This is a genomic window from Amycolatopsis sp. NPDC088138 (assembly GCF_044741685.1).
Taxonomy (GTDB): domain Bacteria; phylum Actinomycetota; class Actinomycetes; order Mycobacteriales; family Pseudonocardiaceae; genus Amycolatopsis.
Genome location: NZ_JBIUTB010000007.1, coordinates 498,803 through 522,843, shown reverse-complemented (window position 1 = coordinate 522,843; position 24,041 = coordinate 498,803). Strand labels below are relative to the sequence as shown.

Here is a 24,041-nt window from a genome sequence, read left to right as displayed (position 1 = left end):
ACCCACACAGGCGTAAACGGTGATCTTTTCGCTTCATCACTCCGCTGGACCGCGTGTCGCAACTGCTCCAGAAGGGCGTCCCCCACGCTCGCACCGCCACCCACACGGTTCCCCGGAAACCGTTTCCCCGAGGTGGGAGCACGAACCGGAAAATGGTTCGGGAAAACGCCCTCAAAGTGGAAGGCCCGCCTCCAAATGGGCGAAGGCGTCGTCGAGGGAGTGCAGGAGACGGTCCGGGTCGCCGCCCGCGGTGTAGAACGCCGCGAGCACGACGCCGACGACCGCGCCCGCCCAGTTGCGGACCTCGAAGTCCGTCGCGGAACGGCCGACGCGCCGGGCGGCGAGGTCGGCGAGCAGGTCGATGCCGTCGCCGTACTGCTCCAGCATCGGGGCGCGCAGCTCGGGCTCGTTGAACACCAGCAGCTGCCGGTCGCGCTCGTCCTGCCAGTCCTCCTCCGGCATCCGCTCGTAGACCTCGCGCAGCGTCGCCCGGAGCGCGCCCATCAGGCTCAGCTCGGGCGGCTGGGCCAGCGCGGCCTCGACCATCAGCGGGTCGAGGGCGTCGTAGAGAACCGTCGCCTCCTTCGTCGGGAAGTACCGGAAGAAGGTGCTCGGCGAGATCTCCGCGGCGGCCGCGATCTGGTCCACCGTCGTGGCCGCGTAACCCCGCTCGCGGAACAGCCGCAACGCGTGCCGCTGGATCGCGGCCCGCGTCCTGGCCTTCTTCCGTTCCCGCAACCCCTGGGGCTCAGCCGGCGACGACGTCATGCTCCGATTCTCGCGGCTCGGTCCCCGCGACCGCGCGCCCGGGCAGGAACAGCACCGCCAGGACGGCGCCGGCGACGCCGAGCCCGGCGCAGACCCACAGCGTCGCCGCCATGCCGTCGGCGAACGCGGCCCGCGCGGAGTCGGCGAGTGCGGGCAGGTGGAGCTTCCCGGCGACGGCGACCGCGCCGGACGCGCTGCCCCGCGCCGCGTCGGCCACCGGCCCCGGCAGGCCCTCGACGGCGACACCGGCGCGGTAGACGCCGTTGAGGACCGTGCCCAGCACCGCGACGCCGATGGTGCCGCCGACCTGGCGCAGCACCTGGATGAGCGCCGAGCCGGCACCCGATCGGCCTTCGGTGAGCGCGCCCATCGCCATCGACATCAGCGGCGGCAACGTGCACCCGGTGCCGAGGCCGATGACGATCTCCCAGCCGAGGGTCAGGCCGTACCCGGACGCGGCCGGCGTCGTCGAACCCCAGCCCAGACCGGCCGCGAGCAGCAGGAACCCGGCCGTGACGACGACGCGGACGCTGAACACGGCGACCAGCCGTTCGGCGATCTTCGCCGAGACCAGCATCCCGCCGATCAGCGGCAGCAGCCGCACCCCGGTCTGCAGCGCGTCGGCGCCCTGCACCGCCTGGAACAGCTGCGGCAGCACGAACAGCAGGCCCATCAGCGCGAACGACGCGACGGTCGCGAGCACCGCACCCCAGACGAACCGCGGCTCCCGGAACAGCGCGAGGTCGGCGAGCGGCGCCGCCACCCGGGTCTGCTCCCACCAGAACACCGCGAGCAGCGCGGCGCCGAGCGCGACCAGCCCGTACGTCATCGGGTCGGCCCAGCCGTGCTCACCCGCGTAGACGAAACCGTAGGTGAGCGCGACGAGCCCGGCCGCCGACAGCGCGATGCCGGCGTAGTCGATCGCGCCCGCGCCGGAGCCGCGGGTCAGCGGCACCAGGAACAGCACCGCGACCAGGCCGACGGCGGTCAGCGGGACGTTGATCAGGAACACCGAACCCCAGGCGAAGTGGTCGAGCAGCCAGCCGCCGAGCAGCGGGCCGAGCGGGATGCCGACGAACGTCGCCAGCACCCAGGTCGTCAGCGCCTTCGCCCGCTCCTCAGGCGGGAACAGGACGTTCAGCAGCGAGAGCGACAGCGGGATCAGGAACGCGGCGCCGACACCGAGCACGACCCGGGCGGCGATCAGTTCGCCGGGCGAGGTCGCGTAGGCGCACCACAGCGACGCCAGCCCGAACAGCGCGAGCGCGCCGAGCAGCAGCTTCTTCGGGCCGAACCGGTCGCCGAGCAGGCCGGCGGGCAGCAGCAGCGCGGCCAGCGCCAGCGTGTAGGCGTTGCCGAACCACTGCAGCTGCGTGGTCGTGGCGCCGAGGTCGACGGCGAGTGTCGGCACGGCCACGTTCAGCACGGTCAGGTCCAGGCCGACGGTCAGCAGGCTCACCGCGAGCGCTCCGAGCGCCCACCACCTGCGCGGATACAGCTGATTCATAGTGACCCCCACTTGATAGTGACTACCAAATGAAAGTAGCTCTCAAAATATTCGACCGCCAGGGCTACCCGCCGCGAGAAACAAGTTGCACGCGCGTACCACCTTGGGTTCTCATCGGGGTGTGCCTCTGCAGCCCTACCGCCGGGTGCTCTCCGTCCCCCGCGTCCCCTCGACGATGGCCCTGATGCTCCTGGCCCGGCTGCCGATGACCATGAACGGCGTCCTGATGACGCTGTACGTCGTCACCGGGCTCGGCCGCGGTTACGGCGCCGCCGGGCTGGTCGGCGCCGGCGTCACCCTCGGGATGGCCATCGGCGCGCCCACGGTGGGCCGCGCCTTCGACAAGTACGGGCTGCGCCCGGTCGTCGCCGTCTGCGGCATCGGCACCACGGCGTTCTGGATCGCCGCGCCGCACCTGCCGTTCGAAGCGCTCGCCGCGGTCGCCGTCCCGGCCGGGATGCTCTCGGTGCCCGCGGGCTCGCTGGCCCGGCAGGTCCTGGCCACGCTCGTGCCGGACGAGGAGCGCCGCGCGGCGTACTCACTCGACTCCATCTCCATCGAAGTGACGTTCATGGTCGGCCCCGCGGCCGGGATCGCGGCGATCACCACGTTCTCGCCGACGTGGACGCTCAGCGCGCTGGGCGTGCTGTTCGGCGGCACGGCGTTCCTGATCTGGCTGGTGAACCCGCCGATCCGCGACGCCGTCGAGCCGGGGGTGCCGGCCGAGGCCCGGCCGCCGCTGCGCAGCTGGCTGACCGGGCGGCTGCTGGGCACGCTGCTGGTCGGCTCGGGCACGTTGTTCGTGCTCGTCGGCACCGAACTGTCGACGCTGGCGACCCTGCGCGAGCACGGCGACATCGGCGTGACCGGGCTGGTCATCGCGGTGATGTGCGCCGCGTCGATCCTCGGCGGCATCGTGCACGGCACGGTGAAGCGCTCGCTGCCGCAGGGGGTGCTGATGCTGCTGCTCGCGCTGCTGGTGGTGCCGGTCGGGCTGGCCCCGCAGCCGTGGTGGCTGCTGATGCTCGTGCTGATCCCGACGAACCTGCTCTGCGCGCCGACCCTGGCCGCGACGACCGAGACGGTCAGCCGGCTCGCGCCGGCGCGGGTGCGCGGCGAGGTGATGGGGCTGATGGACTCGTTCACCCGCATGGGCCTCGCGGTGGGCAGCCCGGTGGTCGGTTTCGCGATCGACCACTCGAGCCCGGCCTGGGGGTTCGCGGCGTCGGGCCTCGGCGGCCTGGTGATCGCGTCGGCCGGCCTGATCCGGTGGCGACGTCGGCGGACGCCCGAACCGGCACCGGTGCCGGCGCTGGCCGAAGCCCCGGCCAGCTAGCCGCAGGCGGTGCGCAGCGCGTCGAGCTTGGCGACGTTGCGCTTCGCCCACCTGGCCACGACACCGGCGTCCTCGATGCGTTCCTTCTGCACCTCGACGTAGGAGTCGGCCATGCCGAGGAGCGCGTTCTTGACGTCCTGGTCGGAGACGTTCCCGGCCAGCTCGCGCAGCCGCCGCTCCTTGTCCTCGGCCCGCTCCTTGAGCTTCTGCGGGTCGACGAGCGGGTTCAGGTCCGCGAGCCCGAGCGCCTCGGCGCACGCGCCGACCTTGTCCGCGGTCTTGCTCCCCTGGTCGACCGCGCTGCTCACCTGGTCGCACCCGCTCAGCAGCAGTGCGATCCCGGCCAGCAGCGCGGCCGTCGTCCCCCGACTCGTCATGTCACCCAAGGTACCGCGTCAGCCCTTGACGCAGACCACCTGCTTGAGGTGGGCGACGACCTCGACCAGGTCCGTCTGGGCCTTGATGACCGCGTCGATGTCCTTGTACGCCGCCGGGATCTCGTCGACGACGCCGGTGTCCTTGCGGCATTCGACGCCCGCCGTCTGCGCCGCGAGGTCGTCCGCGGTGTACAGCTTCTTCGCCTTGGTCCGCGACATCCGGCGGCCGGCGCCGTGCGACGCCGACCGGAACGACGACTCGTTGCCGAGCCCCCGCACGATGTACGAACCGGTCCCCATGCTGCCCGGGATGATCCCCAGGTCACCCGAGCCGGCGCGGATCGCGCCCTTGCGGGTGACGAGCAGCTCGACGCCGTCGTAGGTCTCTTCGGCGACGTAGTTGTGGTGGCACGAGATCGCGTCGTCGAAGGTCGTGCCCGGCACGACGTCCGCCAGCGCCAGCTTCACGAGCGCGACCATCGTGGCGCGGTTGCGCGCCGCGTAGTCCTGCGCCCAGAACAGGTCGCGCCGGTAGGCCTGCATCTCCGGCGTCCCCGCGACGAACACCGCGAGGTCCCGGTCGGGCAGGTCGGCGTTGTGCGGCAGCTTGCGCGCCACGGCCATGTGCCGCTCCGCGAGCTCCTTGCCGATGTTGCGCGAACCCGAGTGCAGCATCAGCCACACGCGGCCTGCGCCTTCTTCGATGCAGACCTCGATGAAGTGGTTGCCGCCGCCGAGGCTCCCGATCTGCCGCGCGGCCCGGTCGTGCAGCTCCTGGACGCCGGTGTGCAGCTCGCCGAAGCCCTTCCAGAACTCGTCCCAGCCGCCGACACCGTGCACCTTCGCCGGGTTCACGGGCGTCTTGTGCAGCCCGAACCCGACCGGCACGGCGTTTTCGATGCGCCGGCGCAGCTTGCCCAGGTCGTCGGGCAGGTCGGCCGCGGTCAGCGACGTCCGGACGGCGCTCATCCCGCAGCCGATGTCGACGCCGACCGCGGCGGGCGAAACGGCGTCGCGCATCGCGATGACGCTGCCGACGGTCGCACCTTTGCCGTAGTGCACGTCGGGCATCACGGCGACCCCGTGGACCCACGGCAGGTTGGCGACGTTGTGCAGCTGCCGCATCGCCTGGTCTTCGACGGACGCGGGGTCCGCCCACATCCGGATCGGGACGCGCGCGCCGTCGACAGCGGTGTACATGATTTCCTCCCCTGGAACTGATTGCGAGGCTCAGGATCCCTCTTGGCCGGGAATCGGACAAGGCGATTTCCGGCAGTCCACTGTGGAGGAACGGGCGAGGGCGGCCCCCCACCCTCCCTGGGGGGCGTGCCCTTGTCCAGTCTATCGGGGGCCGCCGACGAAAACCGCCGTTCGGGCGTCTGGCGCTGGGTTGTCCACAGCGGCCTCCGATTGTGGACAACCTGGCGGTGCGCTGGTCGCGCTCGGGAACCACCGCAGGTCTCGTCGCCCGCACGGCTCGGGACCCTGCCGGAATCCACCGCTCGCGGCCTCGCCGAACGCCAGTGGTTGCGCGACTGGCTTGCCGAGCGGGAAGACGATCCCGACGCCGCCGTCGTGCAGGTGGAGACCTTTCGTCGCCCTGGCTTGGCAGCGCCGGGGCGACGCGCGCAGCCGGCAGCAGTTCGGGCCCTTCCACCAGCTGCTGGAATACGCCCGCGACACCGCCTGGAAGGCGGCCGAACTCGCCGGCGCGGATCCGACACCCTGGGCGACCCTCGTCACCGTCTGCAAGGGGCTCGAAGTCCGCTACCAGCCTTCGACGGCATCTGGTCCGGCCTCCTCGTCCGCGCGCCTGCTCGACTTCGCCGCCGGAGTCGCGGCTATCGCCGTCGCTGACGCCACTACCGCTGTACGCGGCCTTCGAGATGGCCATGGAGGGCAACCCGATCTGGCGCAGCCGGTACGTCCGGGAGGCCCTCGAAACGGCCCTGCCCTGGTTGGACAGCGCCGAGCTACCCGGGAAGACCGCGGCTACGCGATCTACGCGCTGCACACAACGGCCGTCACGACGAGGCCCAGTTGTGCCGGAAAGCCGCCCGGGACGCCTGAGGGGGACCGGTCCCGCGGCACCCGTGGTCTCCTCGACCGGTCGTTGCCGTGGTTCCCGAGAGAGGCGTGCCCGCCATGACCGAGCCGGCCCCTTATCAGCCGCTACCCACTTCCGGTGCGAACGCGGAACAGGAGGTGCGCCGCGGGATCAGGACGATGCGCGTGGCGATCGCCGCCCAGGCCGTGCTCTACCTGGCGCTCGCCGGCTTCCTCTGGTTCCTCGCCTCAGGTGTGGACGATGCCCGCGACGTCGTCCTGCCGCTGCTGCTCGTGACGGTGAACGTGCTTCTGCTGATCGCGTTGGTGGTGTGCAGCGTGCTGCTGAGCACGCGCGAGCGCAAGATCGCCTTCGCGATCATGCTGCTGGAAAGCGCGTTCATGGTGGTGCTGCTCATCGGGTTGGTCGTGAGCCTCGCCACGAGCTCGGGATCCACCGGCAGCCCGGTCGGGCTGATCCTGTGGGGCGCGCTGATGATGGCAGTCCTGAAGCCCATGCAGAAGCCGGAGCTGCGGGTGGCGTTCGGCCTGCCGCCGATGCAGCCCCGGCAGAAGAAGAAGTGAGCCTGCCCGGCCCCGCACCGCGGGGCCGGGCCGGCTCGGTCACTGCTGCGCGATCAGCTCCGCGATCTGCACGGCGTTGAGCGCGGCGCCCTTGCGCAGGTTGTCGTTCGCGATGAACAGCGCGAGGCCGCGGCCACCATCGACACCCTGGTCGACGCGGATGCGGCCGACGTAGCTCGGGTCGTTGCCCGCCGCCTGCAGCGGCGTCGGGACGTCGGACAGCTCGACGCCGGGGGCGTGCGACAGCAGCTGCGTCGCCCGCTCGACGGTGAGCGGCTGTGCGAACTCCGCGTTGACCGAGATCGAGTGCCCCGAGAACACCGGGACCCGCACGCAGGTGCAGGACACGCCCAGCCCCGGGATGCTCAGGATCTTGCGGCTCTCGTTGCGGAACTTCTTCTCTTCGTCCGTTTCGAACTCACCATCATCCACAATGGACCCGGCCATCGGAAGGACGTTGAACGCGATCGGGCGGACGTACTTGTTCGGCGCGGGGAACTCGATCGCCGCACCGTCGTGGGTGAGCAGCGACGCGTGCTCGACGCCGGCCTTCACCTGGCCGGCCAGCTCGTCCACGCCGGCCAGCCCGCTGCCGGACACCGCCTGGTAGGTCGACGCGACCAGCCGGACCAGCCCGGCCTCGTCGTGCAGCGGCTTGAGCACCGGCATCGCGGCCATGGTGGTGCAGTTGGGGTTCGCGATGATCCCCTTGCGCGCCTCCTTGATGGCTTCCGGGTTGACCTCGCTGACGACCAGCGGCACGTCCGGGTCCATCCGGAACGCCGAGGAGTTGTCGATCACCGTGACCCCGGCGTCGGCGAACCGCGGCGCCTGTGCCTTGGACGTCGACCCGCCCGCGGAGAACAGCGCGATGTCCAAACCGGACGGATCCGCCGTGGACGCGTCTTCGATCGTGATTTCGCTGTCACGCCAAGGAAGTTTCGACCCCGCCGAGCGCGCCGAGGCGAAGTACCGGAGCTCGGCGATCGGGAACTCCCGCTCCGCCAGCAGCTTGCGCATCACCGCGCCGACCTGGCCGGTCGCGCCGACCACCCCGACCCGCAGTCCCTCCGCCATCAGCGACCACTCCCCGCGTAGACCACAGCTTCCTCGTCGCCGCCGAGCTCGAACGCGGCGTGGATGGCACGCACGGCTTCGTCGAGCTGCGCGTCCCGGATGAGCACCGAGATGCGGATCTCCGAGGTGTTGATGATTTCGATGTTGACGCCCGCCTGGGCCAGCGCCTCGCAGAAGGTGGCCGTGACACCCGGGTGCGACCGCATCCCGGCGCCGACCAGCGAGACCTTGCCGACGTGGTCGTCGTAGAGGACCGACTCGAAGCCGATCTCGGCCTTGACCTTCTCCAGCTCCTTGACGGCCTTGGCGCCGTTGGCCTTCGACAGCGTGAACGTGATGTCCGTGCGACCGGAGACGGTGCTGGACACGTTCTGCAGCACCATGTCGATGTCGATCTCGGCGTCGGCGATCACGCGGAAGATCCGGGCCGCCGCACCGGCGGTGTCCGGCACCCCGGTGACCGTGATCTTGGCCTCGGAACGGTCGTGTGCCACACCGGTGATCAGCGCTTGTTCCACGGGGATCTCCTCGATTGAACCGGCCACGGTGGTGCCCGGCTTGTCACTGTAGGAAGAACGGACACGGATCGGGACGCCGTAGCGGCGCGCGTACTCGACCGACCGCAGGTGCAGGATCTTCGACCCGCTGGCGGCCAGCTCCAGCATCTCCTCGTAGGGGATGGTGTCGAGCTTGCGCGCGTCCGGCACGATCCGCGGGTCGGCGGAGTACACACCGTCCACATCGGAGTAGATCTCGCAGACGTCGGCGTTCAGCGCGGCGGCCAGCGCGACGGCGGTGGTGTCCGACCCGCCGCGGCCCAGCGTGGTGATGTCCTTGGTGTCCTGCGCGACGCCCTGGAAGCCCGCCACCAGCGCGACGTAACCCTGCTCGAGGGCCTCCGTGACACGGCTCGGCGTGACGTCGATGATGCGCGCGTTCCCGTGCACGGACGTCGTGACGACGCCGGCCTGCGAACCGGTGAACGACCACGCCTCGGCACCCTGGGCCGCGATGGCCATGGCGACCAGCGAGTTCGAGATGCGCTCACCCGCGGTGAGCAGCATGTCCATCTCCCGCTCCGGCGGCGCCGGGTTGACCTGCTGCGCCAGGTCGAGCAGCTCGTCGGTGGTGTCACCCATCGCCGAGCAGACCACGACGACGTCGTTGCCCGCCTTCTTCGTGGCGACGATCCGTTCCGCGACGCGCTTGATCCGGTCGGCACTTTCCAGCGACGATCCGCCGTACTTCTGGACCACGAGGGCCACGCCCGAACCTCCTCGACGGGCCGGGTCTGCTCCCTGGTGGGCACCGAGGAGCCCCCGCGTCCCATGTTTGACCAGGAGCCTACCGGGGGTTCAGCGCCCCGCCACCCTCTCGACGTGGGGCAGGGCGCGAATACGGGCGGCACGGAAGTAAATCTTCCGTAACACCAACGAAATGCGCGGAGCCCTTCCTTTCGAGTGATGCAGCGCACGCTTGATTAAGGTGTTGATCGTGCGCAAACCAGCTGTGACGAGCATCCCGATCGCAACCCTGATGGCGGAGCGCTGGAGTCCCCGCGCTTACGACGAGTCGGCGACGGTGTCCCCCGACCAGGTCCGATCCCTGCTGGAGGCGGCCCGCTGGGCGCCGTCGTTCGGCAACACCCAGCCCGCCCGCTACCTGGTGGGCGTCCGCGGCACGCCGGCGTTCGACGCGATCCTGGCGACGCTCAACTCGGGCAACCAGGCGTGGGCCGGGCGGGCGAGCCTCCTGCTGATCGGCGTGATGGTGACGACGAACGAGAAGGGCTCGGTGCCCTACGCCGAGTACGGCCTGGGGCTGGCTTCGGAGAACCTGGTGCTGCAGGCGGTGGAGCTGGGGCTGATCGCCCACCAGATGGCGGGCTTCTCGGCTCCCGACGTCAGCGCGTCGTTCTCACTGCCCGCGGACGCGGTCCCGAAGGTGGCGATCGCGGTCGGGTCGCCGGCCCACCCGGACGTGCTGGAGGAGGACTGGCGGATCGAGCGCGAGAAGGCGGACCGGGTCCGGATCCCGCTGGAGGAGTTCGCGTTCACCGGAAAGTGGGGCTCCCCGGCGCTTTAGGCGGGCAGGACCACGGCCCGGTCGCGGATGCGGTCCAGCGCCCCGAAGGGCACCACGGCGCCGACGTCGTCGACCGCGGCGAACCCGCCGACGGTCGTCCTGATGTCGACGATGGCCGCGGCGGTGTCGGCGTCCAGCCCGCAAACCGACGCAATCACGTTCGCTGGCGCGTTGTTGAGGTCGACAAGTCCACCGTCGTCGTAGTTCCGCGGGAGATCGGGACGGCCGATCCGGAGGTCGCGCGCGATGAGCGGGTCCTCGGTGGCGAGCTTCCGCGCTTCGGCGCGGCGATCCCGCGCGGCGAGCGCGGCGGCGAGGGCCGGGTCGGGGCCGTCGAGACGCTCACCGGGGACGTGGCGCAGGATTTCGCGGCGCAGCTTGGCCTGCTGCACGCAGCCGACGGCGACCAGGACGAGTCCGAGAACCACGGCGATCGAGGTGAGCAGGTTCCCGGTCGTCCCGACGACCTTGCCCGCGGCGTCCTTCGGGGAAAGGGACATCAGCACGCCCATGAGCGCGGCGGCCGCCCCGAAAACCGCGGCTCGGACGTAGAGGGACTTCCGGCCCAGCCGCACGGCGGCGTGCACGAACGGAACCCACGCGAAGAACCCGATCGTGGCGATCGTGACGACGAAGTACCAACGACTCACGAGGCGGGCGACCGCACTCGGCGAAATCGCGACAGGCTGTGAAACGGACATGATCAGCACCCCTTCCGGCGTGCTGATGTCGCCCGGCGGCGACACTGCGTTACGGGTCCGAGCCTGGGGTCAACCGATCGTGATCACCACGAAATCAGGAACCGCCGCCGACGCGGCGGATCACCTTGGCCAGGATTCCCGAGACCACGAGCCAGAAGATGGCCGCGATGCCGTAGTTCACCAGCACCCGCAGCTTGGCGTCGCTCGGGGTGAACAGGTCGCTGAAGCCCAACGCGAGGCCGTCCGCCCAGGAGTGGACGAACGAGACGATGCCGTTGTCCGGGTTGGCCGAGCCGACCGTGAAGATCACGTGGATCACCAGGATCGCGGCGAAGATCAAGCCCACCCAGCGGACGATCGACGCCACCGCGCCGGCCACCTTGCCCCCGGCGCGGCGCCAGTCGACGGGAGCCCGGCTGGAGACCTTCGTCTCCGTCTCCTCCGACGACTCTGCGTGTTCAGCCATGCCCGCAGTTTCGCACGGGGCTGGGCCGATTGCTACCCGCTGGTAACTCAGATGGTCGAACGGACGTAACAGTTGGATCGCGACCTCACTTCCCTCCGGCCGCGCTCGATGGTTATGGTGTGGTCGTGGCGCGTGCTCTCCTGCTTCGCTGCCGCGACGGGGCCTGACCGGACCGGCTCCCCGTCGCGGGGCTTCGTGGTGCCGGTCGCACCCGTCGAGCTGGAGACACCCCTTTCATGAGTTCGCGCATTCGCAAACCCTCTCGTCCCGCGCCCGCTGACCAGCCCGTTTGGAACACCCAGCGCGGCACGTCCATGCCGGTGCACCGCTACCGCCCCTGGTACGACGTCGTCGAGAACATCGACCTGCCCGACCGCACCTGGCCCACCAAGCGGATCGACCGCGCGCCGCTGTGGTGCGCCGTCGACCTGCGGGACGGCAACCAGGCCCTGATCGACCCGATGTCGCCCGCGCGCAAGCGCAAGTTCTTCGACCTGCTGGTACGCATGGGTTACAAGGAGATCGAGGTCGGTTTCCCGGCGGCCTCGCAGACCGACTTCGACTTCGTCCGCGAGATCATCGAAGAGGGCGCCATCCCGGACGACGTCAGCATCCAGGTGCTGACCCAGTGCCGCCACGAGCTGATCGAGCGGACCTTCAAGTCCCTCGAAGGCGCGCCGCGCGCGATCGTCCACATCTACAACTCGACGTCGATCCTGCAGCGCCGCGTGGTCTTCCGCGAGGAGCGCGAGGGCATCAAGAAGATCGCGACGCAGGCCGCGGAACTGGTCGTCGAGCTGGCCGCGAAGCAGCCCGACACCGACTTCCGGTTCCAGTACTCGCCGGAGTCCTACACCGGCACCGAGCTGTCGTACGCGCTTGAGGTCTGCAACGCCGTCACCGAGATCTGGCAGCCGACGCCCGAGAAGCCGGTGATCCTGAACCTGCCGGCGACCGTCGAGATGGCCACGCCGAACGTCTACGCCGACTCGATCGAGTGGATGAGCCGCAACCTGGCCCGTCGTGACTCGGTGATCCTGTCGCTGCACCCGCACAACGACCGCGGCACCGGCATCGCCGCCGCCGAGCTGGGTTACCAGGCCGGCGCGGACCGGATCGAGGGCTGCCTGTTCGGCAACGGCGAGCGCACCGGCAACGTCGACCTGGTCGCGCTGGGCATGAACCTCTACAGCCAGGGCATCGACCCGCAGATCGACTTCTCGGACATGGACGAGATCAAGCGGACGGTCGAGTACTGCAACCAACTGCCGGTGCCCGAGCGCTCGCCGTGGGGTGGCGACCTGGTGTTCACGGCGTTCTCGGGCTCGCACCAGGACGCGATCAACAAGGGCCTGGACGCGCTGAAGGACGCCGCCGACAAGCAGGGCGTGCCGCTCGACGAGTACCCGTGGGAGGTCCCGTACCTGCCGATCGACCCGAAGGACGTCGGCCGCACGTACGAGGCCGTGATCCGGGTGAACTCGCAGTCCGGCAAGGGCGGCGTCGCCTACATCATGAAGGCCGAGCACCAGCTCGACCTGCCGCGGCGCCTGCAGATCGAGTTCTCGAAGGTCATCCAGCGCTACACCGACACCGAGGGCGGCGAGGTCGACCCGACAACGATGTGGAACGCCTTCGCGGCCGAGTACCTGGAGCTGAAGACGCCGCTGGAGCTGGTCCGCCAGCACGTCCGCGACAACGGCGACGGTGAGTACGACATCACCGCGACCGTCCGCGTCGAAGGTGACGAGCACGAGGTGACCGGCCGCGGCAACGGCCCGATCGCGGCGTTCTTCGACGCGCTGTCGACGGTGGGCTTCGACCTGCGCCTGCTGGACTACTCCGAGCACACCCTCTCGCCAGGTGACGACGCGCGCGCCGCGTCGTACATCGAGTGCGCGATCTCGGACCGCGTGTTCTGGGGCATCGGCATGGACCCGTCGATCGTCACGGCGTCGCTGCGCGCCGTCGTCTCGGCGGTCAACCGCGCCAACCGGTAGCTGAAAGCCGTGAAGGCCACCTTGAGGGACTCTATGTCCCTCAAGGTGGCCTTCACGGCTTTTCGGGGTCAGCGGTAGCCGGTGGTATCCGCCGGTTTGCCGGCGTCGAGGTCGTGCTCCCAGACCGGCTTGCCCCAGCTCAGGTGCTGGTCGCCGCTCGACCGCGATCGCCCGGCTCGCCCCGCGGGTCCCGCCCGCGACCAGGGCGACCTTTTCCCGGCAAAGGGTCCATGCCCGCACGGTTACCCCGTATCCCGGCCGCGGCCGTCACCCAATCTGTGGAAGAGCTGTCGGCTTCCTGTGAGTCCCCCTTGATCGGGATTCATCCGGGGTGGGCGGGCGGTTAATGGAGGTGTGGACGCGACTACGGCCGGACTGCTGGTGCTGTTCGTCGTCTCGCTGGTGCCCCTGCTGCCCACCGAGGTGACGCTCCTCGCGATGGGCGTCGCGGCGGCGCAGGGCGGGACGTCGCTGGCGCTGGTGATCGCCGTGGCCACGGCCGGGTGCCTCGTCTCCGACCAGGCGCTCTACGCCCTCGGCCGGTTCGGCGGCCGGGCGGTGCTGGACCGGCTGAGCCGGCGCAAGAAGATCGCCGCCGGCATCGGCTGGCTGGACGGGCGGCTGCAGCGCCACCCGCGCCCGGTGCTGGTGGTCGCACGCTGGCTGCCCTCGGGCGGCACGGTCGGCGCCCTGCTCGCCGGCTCTCTCCGGTGGCCGATGGCGGAGTTCTTCACCGCGTCGGCCGTCGGCGTCACGCTCTGGACGTCCTACGTGGCCTTCCTCGGCTACGCGGGCGGCCAGATCATCACCGAACCCGGGATCAGCATGCTGCTCTCCCTCGGCGTCGCCCTGGTCCTGGGCTCGGTGATCACCTACAGCGTCAAACGCGGCGCGCGGGACGCCTATCACCAGCCGATGACCTGATCCTCACGGCTTCCTCACAGTGGTCCGACACTGTCGGCCCGTGCACCGACTTCTGCTCGCCCTCCTGTGCGCGCTCGTCGTGAGCGGCTGCTCGGCGGCGACACCTCCTCCTGCGCCTTCGAGCACGCCACCGGCGCCGACGACGCTCACCAGCACCACGGCGTCGCCGCCGCCCGCCACCCCGCCCCCGGACTACGACCACGCCGTGCCGGAGCGCACGCGCAAGACCGCGCAGGGCTTCCCGGTCAACACGTGTGTCCCCGAGAAGTACGACTCCCGGGTGCTCAGCCTCACCACGTCGGACGGCCTCCACCTGCCGGCGATCGACCTGGGTTCCGGCGACCGCGGCATCCTGCTCGACCACGAGTCCGGCTACTACATCTGCTCCTGGCTCGACACGGCCGAGAAGCTCGCAGCCAAGGGCTACCACGTCCTGGTCTTCGAATACCGCGGGCACGGCGCCGCGCCGAAGACGGCGTCCCCGGACCTGGACGACTTCGACAAGGACACCGGTGCCGCCCTCACCGAGCTGCACCGGCGGGGCGCGAAGTCCGTGCTGCTCGGCGGCGCCTCCTGCGGCGGCAGCTCGGCGGCCCGGCTCGCGGCCCAGGAGCCGCACCTGGTGGGCCTGCTGATCCTGTCTTCCCCCAGCACCTGCGGGGGTGACTCGGTCGCGGCCATCCGCACCGTCACGAAGCCCGCGTTCTTCGCCGTCGAGCCGGACGACTACAGCGGCAACATGATCGGCGAGGTGCGCAAGCTCTACGAGGCGTCCGGGGCGCCGGCGGACCGCAAGCACCTGGAAATCCTGCCCGGCGGCACCCACGGCACGGACATGCTGCGCGACCCGGCGACGAAGGACCGTCTCGAAAAGCTGATCTTCGACTTCGTCGACGCGTGCTTCACGCCGTGAGCTGAGCGACCTCCGCGCGCAGCTCCTCGATCACCTGGGCCACGGCCGGGCGCTGCAGCGCGCCCGTGCGGCAGACCGCCTCCACCAGCCGGGCCGCGCGGATCCCGGCCAGCGGCCGGCCGACCAGGCCGCTGCCGTGGCGGGTGTCCATCGTGTACCGCGGCAGCAGCGCGATGCCGTGCCCGGCCGCGACCAGCCGTTCGGTGATCCGGAAGTCGTTGATCCGCTGCACCACCACCGGCCGGACGCCGGTGCGAACGGTCAGCGAGCGCAGCACGTCGTCCACCGGGAAGCCGAAGTCGACGCTGATCCAGCGTTCGTCCGCCAGTTCCGGCAGCTCGACGCGGCGCCGGTTCGCCAGGCGGTGTCCGGCGGGGAGCGCGACGTCGAGGGGTTCGCGCAGCAGCGGGACGACGTCCAGGCGGTCCTGGTCGAACTCCGGCGCGTGCTCGTCGCGGTGGGCCACGACGACGTCGTAGTCCGCGACCAGGCCCGGCACCTCGGGTGGGGTCATGTCGACGTCCCGGACGTCGATCTCCAGGCCGTCGTGACCTGAGACGCGGGTCAGCAGCCCCGGCAGCAGCATCAGCCCGGCCGACTGGAAGATCGCGATCCGCACGCGCCCGCGCGGCGCGCTGCGGTAGGTGTCCAGTTCGGACTCGGCGCGTTCCAGCGCGGCCAGCACCTCGTCGGCCCGGGCGACCAGCGCGCGGCCCGCGTCGGTCAGCCGCAGGCCGCGGCCCGCCGGTTCGGTGAGCGGCAGGCCGACCTCACCCTGCAGGGCGCGCAACTGCTGCGACACCGCCGACGGCGTGCAGTGCAGCGCCCGCGCGGCGGCCGTCACGCTCCCGCGGTCGGCGAACTCCCGCAGCGTGCGCAGGCGACCCAGATCCACGACGTGAGAGTACTTGAAGCGCGGCTACAAGATTCCTGCAGATATTCTCGCTGGTCCTTCACGGTTGCACTTGTCAGAGTGGAGGCATGTCCTCCCGCGATCGCCTGCTGGCCGTGTTCGTCGCCGTCCTGTGGGGGCTCAACTTCCTGGCCATCCACGCGACGCTCGGGCAGTTCCCGCCGGTGTTCGCGGGGGCGCTGCGGTTCGCCGTGATCGCCGTCCCGACGATCCTGTTCGTGCCGTGGCCGAAGGTGAAGGTGCGGTACCTGCTCGGCTACGGGCTCGGGTTCGGCACCGGGCAGTTCGCATTCCTGTTCATCGCGATGAACACCGGGATGCCGACCGGGCTCGCCTCACTGGTGCTGCAGGCATCGGCGCCGTTCACGGTGCTGCTCGGCGCCGTCTTCCTGCGGGAGCGCGTCACACCGCGGCAGCTGGCCGGGATCCTGCTGGCCGTCGCCGGGATGACGGCGATCGCGTGGCAGCAGGCCGGCAACGCCGCGCTGCTGCCGATGGTGCTCACCGTGCTGGCCGCGCTGAGCTGGGCGTTCGGCAACCTGAGCACCCGCCGGGCGGAGCCGGACAACCCGCTGCACTTCACGCTGTGGATGTCGGTGGTGCCGCCGCTGCCGATGTTCGCGCTGTCGCTGGTCATGGAGGGCCCGGCCGCGCAGTGGCACTCGCTGACGACGCTGGGCACGCCGACCGGCCTGACCGCGCTCGGCGGGCTGGCCTACGTCGTGCTGTTCGGCACGATCGTCGGGTCCGGCATCTGGACGACCCTGATGCGCCGCAACCCGGCGGGTGTCGTCTCGCCGTTCTCCCTGCTGGTGCCGGTGGTCGGGCTGACGGCGTCGTTCCTGATCCTGGGCGAGCGGCCGACCGGCCTGGAGGTCGCCGCCGCGGTGGTCGTGATCGGCGGCGTTCTCCTCGGCTCGCTCCGGTCGGCGCGCAGGCCCGACCCGGAGCTGCTGCCGGAGGAAGTGCCGGCCTAAGCGGCCGGTTCTTCCTGCTTGGGCGTCTCTTCGTCTTCGTGGTTCTTGCCGAGGCGCTTCTTCATGACGAAGAAGACGACGACGCCGATGACGATCGCGGCGATCAGGCCGTACTTGGAGAAGTTGCCGAGCCACTTTTCCGCGACGACGCCGAGGTAGTAGACGAGCGCGGTGGTGCCGCCGGCCCAGACGATGCCGCCGAGCGCGTTGGCGATCAGGAACTTCGGGTAGTGCATCCTCAGCGACCCGGCGAGCGGGCCGGCGAGGATCCGCAGGAACGCGATGAAGCGGCCGAGGAACACGGCCCACATCCCGCGTTTGTTGAAGATGCGTTCCGCGTTGGCGATGTGCGTCGGGCCGAAATGCTTCGGGAATTTCCGGCCCGCCCAGGCAAACAGCCGTTGACCGCCGGTTTTCCCGATCAGATAACCGATGCTGTCGCCGACGATCGCGCCGGCGCTGGCCAGGACGCCGATCCACAGCGGGTTGAGGTTGCTGTGCTGCGACGCCAGCAACGCGGCGCTGACCAGCACGATTTCACCCGGCAGTGGGATTCCGAGGCTCTCGATCATGATCACCGCGCCGACGATCAGGTACACCGAGAGCGGCGGGATCGCCTCCAGCCATTGGTCGACGTGCACTGCTCGTACCCCCTGGTACTCGGTCGTCTGTCACCGAAGAGTACCGGTGGCGGTCCGCACGGCGAGCCCAACTCAGGTATCCCCCCGGGTACGACTTAAGTAGCGTTTTCAGCCGAGGGCGGCGAGTGCCGACGCCACCGGGAATTCCCCGGAAACGACGTCGAACCCCTGGTTTTCGGTGTGCGGCTCCTGAAGCACCGCGACCAGCACGGCGGCGACGTCCTGCCGGGTGATCCGCCCGGGCTCGAGGTGCCCGGCGACCTTGACCCGCCCGGTGGCGGGCCCGTCGGTGAGCGTGCCGGGCCGGACGATGGTCCAGGTCAGCGCGGATTTCTGCAGCGTGATGTCGGAGATCTGCTTGGCGAGCAGGATCGAGCGCACGAGCCGATCGCCCTGGTCGGGGCTGTCGGCGAACTGCGCGGAGAGCTGGACGTACCGGGCGACCCCGGCCTTCTCGGCGGCCCGGATGGCGGTGGCGGACCCGTCCCGGTCCACGAGGTTCACCGACGCGGGCTCCGGATCCGGCGCCCCGATGGCGCTGATGACGACCTGGGAGCCGCGGAAGGCCTCGACGAGATCCTCCGGATCGGCGGTCACGTCGGCCACCACCGGCTGAACGTCGAGGTCCTGCAGGACTTCGGCCCGACGGCGGCTGCGGAGCCCGCCCCGGACCGTGTGGCCTTTGGCGGCCAGCAGCCGCGCAACGTGAAACCCGGTCCGCCCCGACGCGCCCAGCACGGTGACCTGCATGGCTTCGATCCTCCCGCAGGCCGGACGGATCCGCTGCTTCGTTGCCGGTTTCGGCTGCCTTTGGCCGCCTTTGGCTCGTAAGCCGTGAATGGCCCATTGAGGGACTCTGAGTCCCTCAATGGGCCATTCACGGCTTCCCCAGGGTTGTCCACAGGAGTGGTCCCCATGTGGACAACCTGGGGACAACGGCGCTGATCAGGCAATTCTGTCGGGGGTAGCCGATAGACTGGACGTGGGACGCCCCCCAGGGAGGGCGGGGGCTGGTCTGCGCCGGGTGTGCACGGTCCGGGGAGGGGACAGCGGTCAGGGGAGGCTCAGCCTGGCTGCCCGGGACCGCAGGTAGGCCTGCTCCGGCAGGCTCAACGTCCCCAGAGCCGCCGCCAGGTACGCCTCTCGCGCCCCGGAGAGATCCCCTGCGAGCTCCAGCAAGTGAGCCCGCACTGCCTCCACCCGGTGGTGGGGCTCCAACCCAGCCTCAGCCAGCTCCGCCAGGCCCGGCTGAGGGCCGTGGACCTGCGCAAACGCCACCACCCGGTTCAGCGTCACCATCGGGCCCGGCGCCACCACCCTCAGCAGGTCGTACAGCGTAAGAATCTCCGACCAGTCCGTCTCCTCCGCGGAAACGGCCTCGTCGTGGACCGCCGCGATCGCCGCCTGCAGCTGGTACGGGCCGATCGGGGACGTCGACAGCGCGGTCGTGATCAGGGAGACGCCCTCCTCGATCAACCCGGCGTTCCAGCGGGAACGGTCCTGCGCGGCCAGCGGGACCAGCGCCCCGGAGTCGTCGACGCGGGCCGGGCGGCGGGCCTCCGTCAGGAGCATCAGCGCCAGCAGGCCCGTCACCTCACCTCCCGGTGGCAGCTGGCGGACCAGGCGGATCGCTTCCGTCGTCAGCTCGACGCGGTTCAGCTCGTCGCCCGAACTCGCCGTGTGGCCTTCGGTGAAGATCAGGTACAGCACCTGCAGCACCGCGGCCAGGCGGTCGGGATCCTCGGACGGCGTGAACCGCTCGCCGCGCAATTTCATCTTCGCGCGGCTGATGCGCTGGCCGATCGTCGCTTCCGGGACCAGGAACGCGCGGGCGATCTCCGCCGTCGTCAGGCCGCCGACCGCGCGCAGCGTCAGCGCCACCTGGGACGGCCTGGTCAGCGACGGGTGGCAGCAGAGCAGCAGCAACGTCAGCGTGTCGTCGACGCCCGAGGCCGGCTCCGGTGGCGGGGCCGACGCCACCGCCTCTTCACGTCGTTGGCGGGCCGTCTCGCTGCGCCACTGCTCGATCCGGCGCCGGGACGCCGTCGTGATCAGCCAGCCCTTCGGGTGCTCGGGCACGCCTTCGACGGGCCACTGCTGCGAAGCCGCCAGCAGCGCCTCCTGGACGGCGTCCTCGCAGGCGTCGAAGTCGCCGTAGCGCCGGAACAGTGCGGTGAGGACCTGCGGTGCCAGCTCGCGGAGGAGGTCGCCGGTCACGACAGGCCCATCACCGGCCGCACCTCCACCACCCCGAACGACGCCTCCGGGATCCGCCCGGCGATCTCGACCGCGCGCTCGAAGCTCGCGCAGTCGAGCAGGTAGAAGCCGGCGAGGAACTCCTTCGCCTCGGCGAAGGGCCCGTCGGTCGTCATCGGGCCGGTGTCGCCGACGCTGACCTGCTTCGTGGACTCCGGGAAGGCGAGGCGCTCGGACACGATCCGCTCGCCGGACGCGTCGAGGTCGTCGTTCAGCTGCCGGTAGTAGGCGAGCCCGGCGGCCCGCTGCTCGTCGCTCATCCCCTCCCACGCCGCGCGCGACGAGGGGTTGCCGTAGATCAGGACCACGTATTTCACCAGCGAAGGATGACACGCGAAAGGCCCCTCCGGGACGAACCCGAAGGGGCCTTTCAACCGAGCCTCAGAGGATCTCGGCGGAGGTGCCGACGTCCGGCGGGCCCAGGTCGGGGTTGAGCGCCCCGCTCAGTTCCACCAGTTCCGCCTTCACCTCGTGCGGCTGGATGCGCCCGTCGCGGATGTCCTCCGCGTAGTGGCACGCCACCCGGTGACCGGCGCCGATTTCGCGCAGCTGCGGGCGGTCCGTGTCGCACAGGCTCGCCTGCTTCCACGGGCAGCGCGTGTGGAAGCGGCAGCCCGACGGCGGGTTCGCCGGTGACGGGAGGTCGCCCGCGAGCAGGATCTGCTCACGCGTGTCCTCCACCTGCGGGTCCGGGACCGGGATCGCCGAGAGCAGCGCCCGCGTGTACGGGTGCAGCGGGTCGCGGTAGAGCGAGTCCGCGTCCGTCTCTTCGACCAGCGCGCCGAGGTACATCACGCCGATGCGGTCGGAGATGTGGCGCACCACCGCGAGGTCGTGCGCGATCACCACGTACGTCAGGCCGAGCTGGTCCTGCAGGTCCTCCAGCAGGTTGACCACCTGGGCCTGCACCGACACGTCGAGCGCCGACACCGGCTCGTCCGCGACGATCAGGTCCGGCTCCACCGCCAGCGCCCGCGCGATCCCGATGCGCTGGCGCTGCCCGCCCGAGAACTCGTGCGGGTACTTCCGCAGCGACGTCTCCGGCAGGCCGACGGCGGACAGCAGCTGACGCAGCCGCCGTTGAGTGGCTTCCTTGTCCTTGTCGAGGCCGTGCGCGTGCATCCCCTCGACGAGGATCGACTCGACCGACTGCCGCGGGTCCAAACTGGACATCGGGTCCTGGAAGATCATCTGCATCCGGCGCCGGGCCGTCCGCAGTTCCTCTCCCTTGAGGCGGGCGACGTCGGTGCCGTCGAACTTCACCGAACCCGACGTCGGCTCGTTGAGCCGCAGGATCGCCCGGCCGAGCGTGGACTTGCCGCAGCCGGACTCGCCCACCAGGCCGTAGGTCTCCCCGCGGCGGATGGCCAGGTCGACGCCGTCGACCGCGAACACGTGCCCGACCGTCCGGTCGAACACGACGCCGCTCTTGATCGGGAAGTGCACCTTGAGGTCGGTGACCTCGAGCAGCACGTCACCAGCAGGCTGGTTCATCGGGCCCCTCCTCCCGCCGCGACCGCCGGCCGCACGGGGTTGTGACAGCGCAGCAGCCCGCCGTGGTCGGGCACCAGCTGCGGCGAGACCTCGCGGCAGACCGGCAGCGCGTTGGGGCAGCGGGGCGCGAACGCGCAGCCGCCGTCCCACGGGATGTTGTCGGCCACCGAGCCCCGGATGGGGATCAGCTTCTCGCCACGGCCCGCGTCGAGGCGCGGGATCGAGGCCAGCAGGCCGTGCGTGTACGGGTGCCTCGGCTCGCCGAAGAGCTGGTGCCGCTCCGCCCGCTCGACGATCTTGCCGCCGTAGAGCACGTTGACCTCGTCGCAGAGGCCGGCGACGACGCCGAGGTCGTGCGTGATCATGATCAGCGCGGTTCCGGTGTCCTGCACCAGTTCCCGCAGCAGCGCCAGGATCTGCGCCTGGATGGTGACGTCCAGCGCGGTGGTCGGCTCGTCGGCGATGAGCAGCCGCGGCCGGCACGCCAGCGCGATCGCGATCAGCGCGCGCTGCCGCATCCCGCCGGAAAGCTGGTGCGGGTACTCGGAAAGCCGCCGGGACGGGTCCGGGATGCCGACCTTGTCCAGCAGGTCCGTCGCTTCGACGGTCGCCGCCTTGCGGGACATCCCGCGGTGGCGCTCCAGCACCTCGGTGATCTGCAGCCCGATCGGGATGACCGGGTTCAGCGAGGACAGCGGGTCCTGGAACACCATGCCGAGGTCGCGGCCACGACGGTCGCGCATCTCGCGGTCCGACAGCTTCAGCAGGTCGGTGCCTTCGAAGCGCACCGAACCGCTGACCTTGTTGCCGCGCCGGGCCAGCAGCCGCATGATCGCCAGCGACGTCACGGACTTGCCGCAGCCGGACTCGCCGACCAGGCCGACGGTCTGGCCGGGTTCGACGTCGAAACTGACCCCGTCCACCGCGGTGAACGAGCGCTCGCCACGGCGGACGAAGTCGACCGTCAGGTCACGGACTTCAAGGAGTGCCATGGGTTCTCACCGCCTGTTCTTCGGGTCGAGGGCTTCACGGAGGGACTCGCCGAGCAGCGTGAACCCGAGCGCCACGATGATGATCGCGATCGCCGGGTAGTACGCGAGCTCTGGGCGGATGTCGAGGAACTGGCGCGAGGCCTTGCCCAGCATCAGCCCCCACTCCGCGCGAGACGGGTCCGGGTCGCCCAGACCGAGGAACGACAGCGCCGCGGCCTCCAGGATGGACGTCGCCAGGGTCAGCGTCGCCTGCACGATGACCGGGCCGAGCGAGTTCGGCAGCATGTGCCGGAACACGATCGCCCCGCGTTTCACGCCCAGCGACGTCGCCGCCAGCACGTGGTCGGCGTCGCGCTGCACCAGCATCGAGCCGCGCAGGAGCCGGGCGAAGATCGGCACGCCGACCATCGACACGGCCAGGATGACCGTCCACTGGCTCGGCTTCGCGAACAGCGCCGCGATCGAGATGGCCAGCAGCAGCGAGGGGAACGACAGCATGACGTCGACGAGTCGCATGAGGACGGTGTCGACCCAGCCGCCGAACGCGCCCGCGATCCCGCCGATGATCACGCCGATGAGGACACCGATCACCGTGGCCAGCACGCCGACGAGCAGCGTCTGCTGCGCGCCGACGATGAGCCGGGACAGGAAGTCGCGGCCGAAGTCGTCCACGCCGAGCGGGTACCCCGGCATCGAACCGGGGATGATGCCCCGGCCCAGCTCGACCTTGTCCTGCAACGCGCGGTCGAGCGGGTCCTTGGGGGCCAGCAGCGGCGCGAAAATCGCCAAGAGCAGGAACAGGCCGGTGATGGCGCCGCCGGTGATCGCGACCGGGCTGCGCAGCATCCGGCGGAGGGCTTCCCCGCCGAGGCTGCGCCCGCTCGCCGCGGCGAGCTTGTCGATCGGTTCCTTCTTCTTGTTCAGCAAAGTGTTCATCGCACACGCACCCTCGGGTCGATGATCCCGTACGAGACGTCGACCAGCATGTTCACCAGCACGTACACCACCGCGCCGAACAGCAGGAGTGCCTGCAGCCGGGGGTAGTCACGCCGTTCGATCCCCTCGGCCAGCAGGAAACCCAGGCCGCGGAAGTTGAACACCCGCTCGGTCAGCACCGCGCCGCCGAGCAGGGCACCGGTCTGCAGGCCGATGGTGGTGACCACCGGCAGCAGGCCGTTGCGCAGGACGTGCCGGCGGCGCACCACCGACTGGGTCAGGCCCTTGGAGTTGGCCGTGCGGATGAAGTCCTCGTTCAGGACGTCCAGCACCGAGGCGCGGGTGATCCGGGTGATCACCGCGAGCGGGATGGTGGCGAGCGCGAACGCGGGCAGGATCAGGTGCTTGATCGCGTCCCAGACGGCGTCCCACTCGCCCGTCATGATGCCGTCGAGGATGGCGAAGTTCGTGATCGCGGTGGCGTCGAGACCCGCGGCCTGGCGGCCCTGGGACGGCAGGCCCAGCGGCGAGGCGAGCAGGTCCTGCATCATGTAGCCGAGGAAGAAGACCGGCACCGCGACGCCGATCAGGCTGAGCACGATGATCAGGTTGTCGACCGGCCCGCCGCGGAACCGCGCGGACAGGTAACCGGCCGGGATGCCGACGACGATCGCGATGATCATCGCGGAGAGACCGAGCTCGATGGTCGCCGGCAGGAAGGTGATGATCTCGCCCATGACGGGCTGGGTCGACACCAGGGAGTTGCCGAAGTCGCCGGTGAACGCCCGGCCGAGGAACCCGAAGTACTGCACGATGATCGGCTGGTCGAGCCCGAGCACGTGGTTGAGGTTGGCGATCTTCTCCGGCGTCGCCTTGTCACCCAGCAGCGCTGCGGCGGGACCGCCGGGCAGGGACCGGAGCCAGGCGAAGATCAGGATGGACAGGATGAAGAGCGTCGGTATCGCTTGTAGCAACCGACGCACGAGGAAACGGAACACTTGCAGTCCTTCGTAGCCAGCCCGGGATTAGGCGCAAGGGGTGGGCGCG

At 70.3% G+C, this 24,041-nt stretch carries 24 protein-coding genes; 7 read left to right on the top strand and 17 right to left on the bottom strand.

The features are described from left to right. Positions 1-171 precede the first annotated feature (171 nt). Both ACIOD2_RS39125 and ACIOD2_RS39120 read right to left on the bottom strand, forming a co-directional pair. Positions 172-768: a TetR family transcriptional regulator gene (locus ACIOD2_RS39125; RefSeq protein ID WP_400549943.1), complete on the bottom strand. Its 597-nt coding sequence runs from the start codon at positions 766-768 to the stop codon at positions 172-174. Continuing rightward, a complete protein-coding gene (locus ACIOD2_RS39120; RefSeq protein WP_400549941.1) occupies positions 749-2,275 on the bottom strand; it encodes a DHA2 family efflux MFS transporter permease subunit in 1,527 nt (508 codons plus the stop codon). The genes ACIOD2_RS39125 and ACIOD2_RS39120 overlap by 20 nt, the downstream gene beginning before the upstream one ends. 184 nt (positions 2,276-2,459) lie before the next feature. Between ACIOD2_RS39120 and ACIOD2_RS39115 the strand changes: the two genes are divergently transcribed. Beyond that, positions 2,460-3,611, top strand: a complete 1,152-nt coding sequence (locus ACIOD2_RS39115; protein WP_400550656.1) for an MFS transporter — start codon at positions 2,460-2,462, stop codon at positions 3,609-3,611. Here ACIOD2_RS39115 and ACIOD2_RS39110 read toward each other — a convergent pair. Further along, positions 3,608-3,988 carry a hypothetical protein gene (locus ACIOD2_RS39110; protein ID WP_400549939.1) on the bottom strand — a complete coding sequence of 127 codons (381 nt, stop codon included), beginning with the start codon at positions 3,986-3,988 and terminating at the stop codon, positions 3,608-3,610. The two genes, ACIOD2_RS39115 and ACIOD2_RS39110, sit on opposite strands and share 4 nt — an antisense overlap. Before the next feature lie 18 nt (positions 3,989-4,006). Then, complete coding sequence (locus tag ACIOD2_RS39105) at positions 4,007-5,188, bottom strand: RtcB family protein (protein ID WP_400549937.1); 1,182 nt, start codon at positions 5,186-5,188, stop codon at positions 4,007-4,009. Positions 5,189-6,133: 945 nt separating this feature from the next. Between ACIOD2_RS39105 and ACIOD2_RS39100 the strand changes: the two genes are divergently transcribed. Next, positions 6,134-6,619: a hypothetical protein gene (locus ACIOD2_RS39100; RefSeq protein WP_400549935.1), complete on the top strand. Its 486-nt coding sequence runs from the start codon at positions 6,134-6,136 to the stop codon at positions 6,617-6,619. Between the two features lie 39 nt (positions 6,620-6,658). On the opposite strand, the gene ACIOD2_RS39095 is transcribed toward ACIOD2_RS39100, so the two are convergent. Both ACIOD2_RS39095 and ACIOD2_RS39090 read right to left on the bottom strand, forming a co-directional pair. Continuing rightward, positions 6,659-7,696, bottom strand: coding sequence for an aspartate-semialdehyde dehydrogenase (locus ACIOD2_RS39095; protein ID WP_400549933.1), 1,038 nt, complete (start codon positions 7,694-7,696; stop codon positions 6,659-6,661). Continuing rightward, on the bottom strand, positions 7,696-8,961 hold the full coding sequence (locus tag ACIOD2_RS39090; protein WP_392760384.1) for an aspartate kinase: 1,266 nt from the start codon (positions 8,959-8,961) through the stop codon (positions 7,696-7,698). Before ACIOD2_RS39090 ends, ACIOD2_RS39095 begins: the two co-directional genes overlap by 1 nt. A 229-nt stretch (positions 8,962-9,190) precedes the next feature. Here ACIOD2_RS39090 and ACIOD2_RS39085 point away from each other — a divergent pair, with 229 nt between their 5' ends. Then, positions 9,191-9,781 (top strand): nitroreductase family protein, encoded by a 591-nt coding sequence (locus tag ACIOD2_RS39085; protein ID WP_400549931.1) that lies wholly within the window; start codon positions 9,191-9,193, stop codon positions 9,779-9,781. Here ACIOD2_RS39085 and ACIOD2_RS39080 read toward each other — a convergent pair. Together ACIOD2_RS39080 and ACIOD2_RS39075 are read right to left on the bottom strand one after the other, a co-directional pair. Then, entirely contained in the window at positions 9,778-10,482 is a 705-nt protein-coding gene (locus ACIOD2_RS39080; RefSeq protein ID WP_400549929.1) for a ComEA family DNA-binding protein, read from the bottom strand. The two genes, ACIOD2_RS39085 and ACIOD2_RS39080, sit on opposite strands and share 4 nt — an antisense overlap. Before the next feature lie 94 nt (positions 10,483-10,576). Then, on the bottom strand, positions 10,577-10,948 hold the full coding sequence (locus ACIOD2_RS39075; RefSeq protein ID WP_400549927.1) for a hypothetical protein: 372 nt from the start codon (positions 10,946-10,948) through the stop codon (positions 10,577-10,579). A gap of 236 nt (positions 10,949-11,184) precedes the next feature. Between ACIOD2_RS39075 and leuA the strand changes: the two genes are divergently transcribed. From leuA to ACIOD2_RS39060, 3 genes are all read left to right on the top strand, one after another. Then, on the top strand, positions 11,185-12,948 hold the full coding sequence (leuA, locus tag ACIOD2_RS39070; protein ID WP_400549925.1) for a 2-isopropylmalate synthase: 1,764 nt from the start codon (positions 11,185-11,187) through the stop codon (positions 12,946-12,948). Between the two features lie 354 nt (positions 12,949-13,302). Then, complete coding sequence (locus ACIOD2_RS39065) at positions 13,303-13,872, top strand: DedA family protein (protein WP_400549923.1); 570 nt, start codon at positions 13,303-13,305, stop codon at positions 13,870-13,872. A 40-nt stretch (positions 13,873-13,912) separates the two neighbouring features. Further along, complete coding sequence (locus ACIOD2_RS39060) at positions 13,913-14,785, top strand: alpha/beta hydrolase (protein ID WP_400549921.1); 873 nt, start codon at positions 13,913-13,915, stop codon at positions 14,783-14,785. Here ACIOD2_RS39060 and ACIOD2_RS39055 read toward each other — a convergent pair. Then, positions 14,775-15,680 (bottom strand): LysR family transcriptional regulator, encoded by a 906-nt coding sequence (locus ACIOD2_RS39055; RefSeq protein ID WP_400549919.1) that lies wholly within the window; start codon positions 15,678-15,680, stop codon positions 14,775-14,777. The genes ACIOD2_RS39060 and ACIOD2_RS39055 overlap by 11 nt on opposite strands. A gap of 86 nt (positions 15,681-15,766) precedes the next feature. Here ACIOD2_RS39055 and ACIOD2_RS39050 point away from each other — a divergent pair, with 86 nt between their 5' ends. Further along, the gene (locus tag ACIOD2_RS39050) at positions 15,767-16,675 is read left to right on the top strand and encodes an EamA family transporter (protein ID WP_400549917.1); all 909 of its coding nucleotides are present in this window, start codon (positions 15,767-15,769) and stop codon (positions 16,673-16,675) included. On the opposite strand, the gene ACIOD2_RS39045 is transcribed toward ACIOD2_RS39050, so the two are convergent. From ACIOD2_RS39045 to ACIOD2_RS39010, 8 genes are all read right to left on the bottom strand, one after another. Next, positions 16,672-17,316, bottom strand: a complete 645-nt coding sequence (locus ACIOD2_RS39045; RefSeq protein WP_400549915.1) for a DedA family protein — start codon at positions 17,314-17,316, stop codon at positions 16,672-16,674. The genes ACIOD2_RS39050 and ACIOD2_RS39045 overlap by 4 nt on opposite strands. A 108-nt stretch (positions 17,317-17,424) precedes the next feature. After that, entirely contained in the window at positions 17,425-18,066 is a 642-nt protein-coding gene (locus ACIOD2_RS39040; RefSeq protein WP_400549914.1) for an SDR family oxidoreductase, read from the bottom strand. Between the two features lie 303 nt (positions 18,067-18,369). Beyond that, positions 18,370-19,533, bottom strand: coding sequence for an RNA polymerase sigma factor (locus tag ACIOD2_RS39035; RefSeq protein WP_400549913.1), 1,164 nt, complete (start codon positions 19,531-19,533; stop codon positions 18,370-18,372). Beyond that, complete coding sequence (locus tag ACIOD2_RS39030) at positions 19,530-19,889, bottom strand: YciI family protein (protein ID WP_400549912.1); 360 nt, start codon at positions 19,887-19,889, stop codon at positions 19,530-19,532. The genes ACIOD2_RS39035 and ACIOD2_RS39030 overlap by 4 nt, the downstream gene beginning before the upstream one ends. Before the next feature lie 64 nt (positions 19,890-19,953). Continuing rightward, on the bottom strand, positions 19,954-21,066 hold the full coding sequence (locus ACIOD2_RS39025; protein ID WP_400549911.1) for an ABC transporter ATP-binding protein: 1,113 nt from the start codon (positions 21,064-21,066) through the stop codon (positions 19,954-19,956). Continuing rightward, complete coding sequence (locus ACIOD2_RS39020; RefSeq protein ID WP_400549910.1) at positions 21,063-22,058, bottom strand: ABC transporter ATP-binding protein; 996 nt, start codon at positions 22,056-22,058, stop codon at positions 21,063-21,065. Before ACIOD2_RS39020 ends, ACIOD2_RS39025 begins: the two co-directional genes overlap by 4 nt. Positions 22,059-22,064: 6 nt before the next feature. Then, positions 22,065-22,994 carry an ABC transporter permease gene (locus ACIOD2_RS39015; protein WP_323324564.1) on the bottom strand — a complete coding sequence of 310 codons (930 nt, stop codon included), beginning with the start codon at positions 22,992-22,994 and terminating at the stop codon, positions 22,065-22,067. Next, positions 22,991-23,992, bottom strand: a complete 1,002-nt coding sequence (locus ACIOD2_RS39010; RefSeq protein ID WP_400549909.1) for an ABC transporter permease — start codon at positions 23,990-23,992, stop codon at positions 22,991-22,993. The genes ACIOD2_RS39015 and ACIOD2_RS39010 overlap by 4 nt, the downstream gene beginning before the upstream one ends. Positions 23,993-24,041 lie beyond the last annotated feature (49 nt).